1 protein-coding gene is annotated in these 436 nt (G+C 59.6%); it reads left to right on the plus strand.

The features are described 5' to 3' along the window. On the plus strand, positions 1-436 hold a 436-nt coding region (locus tag ACTJK7_RS29120), incomplete at both ends, for a bacteriophage T4 gp5 trimerisation domain-containing protein (protein WP_440819242.1).

Below are 436 nucleotides of genomic sequence, written 5' to 3' on the forward strand. Positions count from 1 at the left end.
GGCTTCAACGAACTGCGCATCGAAGACAAGAAAGGCCAGGAACAGATCTTCCTGCACGCCCAGCGCGACTGGGACGAAAACATCGAACACGACCAGAAAATCCGCGTGGGCAACGAACGCCACGACGTCGTGGAAAAGAACAGCTACACAGAATTCAAGGCCGAAGAACACCACACCGTCTACGAAGACCGCAAAGTCGAAGCCCGCGCCAACGACCACCTGACCGTGGGCGTGAACCAGCACATCAAGATCGGTACCGGGCAATTCATCGACGCGGGGCAGGAAATTCACCTGAGCAGCGGGATGAAGGTGGTGCTGGAGGCGGGGGCTGAACTGACGTTGGTCGGTGGTGGCAGCTTCATCAAGATCGATGGCGGCGGCGTGACCATGAGCGGGCCGGCGATCAACATCAACTCCGGTGGTGGACCGGGGAGCG

Source organism: Pseudomonas sp. 22085 (assembly GCF_052045815.1).
GTDB lineage: Bacteria > Pseudomonadota > Gammaproteobacteria > Pseudomonadales > Pseudomonadaceae > Aquipseudomonas > Aquipseudomonas glycinae.